Below are 610 nucleotides of genomic sequence, written 5' to 3'. Positions count from 1 at the left end.
GGTAAATTACTTTGATATATCCTATAGCTTCATAAGAAATGGTCTACGCTCATTATCTTTCGGCTTTCTTTGTCGAGAGGAGCGTACGAGCGCTCTACGCTTCAGGCCGAATATATTCCGGTTTGTCATCAGGCGCTTATATTCATTGAACATATTTTCCACGCGTAATCTAAAAAGCCGAAATTTCATTATTAAAACTATCCGGCTAAATAAAAGTAATAAATTTGCGTTAAGGAAAGGCTTTTATCATGCATACACAAACAATTTTTGAATTAAGCCAGGAAGCGGAAAGGCTTCTGCAACTTGCTTTGCAGAATCTTGACGCCCTGAAATCAATGCCGATTGCGGTGCTGGATAGCACCACCGCTGCGATGACCGGGGAGACGAATAATGTTCTGCCTCTGCATTTCAGCACCCGTGGCGTTGAAACGCAGCTTTCTATGCTTAATAACGAATTACGCAAAATTACCCGTCTGGAGATGGTGCTGGCGATTGTCGGGACCATGAAAGCCGGGAAATCGACCACTATAAATGCCATCGTCGGGACCGAGGTGTTGCCAAACCGCAACCGCCCGATGACCGCGCTGCCGACCCTGATCCGCCATACGCC

At 46.1% G+C, this 610-nt stretch carries 1 protein-coding gene; it reads left to right on the top strand.

All coding sequences use genetic code 11. From position 1 onward, the window contains the following. Positions 1-248 precede the first annotated feature (248 nt). Positions 249-610 (top strand): dynamin family protein (locus ETG88_RS22175; protein ID WP_206732588.1); only part of this gene is annotated, 362 nt, incomplete at its 3' end.

The organism is Lelliottia nimipressuralis, from assembly GCF_004115925.1.
GTDB classification, from domain to species: domain Bacteria; phylum Pseudomonadota; class Gammaproteobacteria; order Enterobacterales; family Enterobacteriaceae; genus Enterobacter; species Enterobacter nimipressuralis.
The sequence above is the reverse complement of the archived record's forward strand: the minus strand, read 5'-3'. Positions and strand labels throughout refer to the sequence as shown.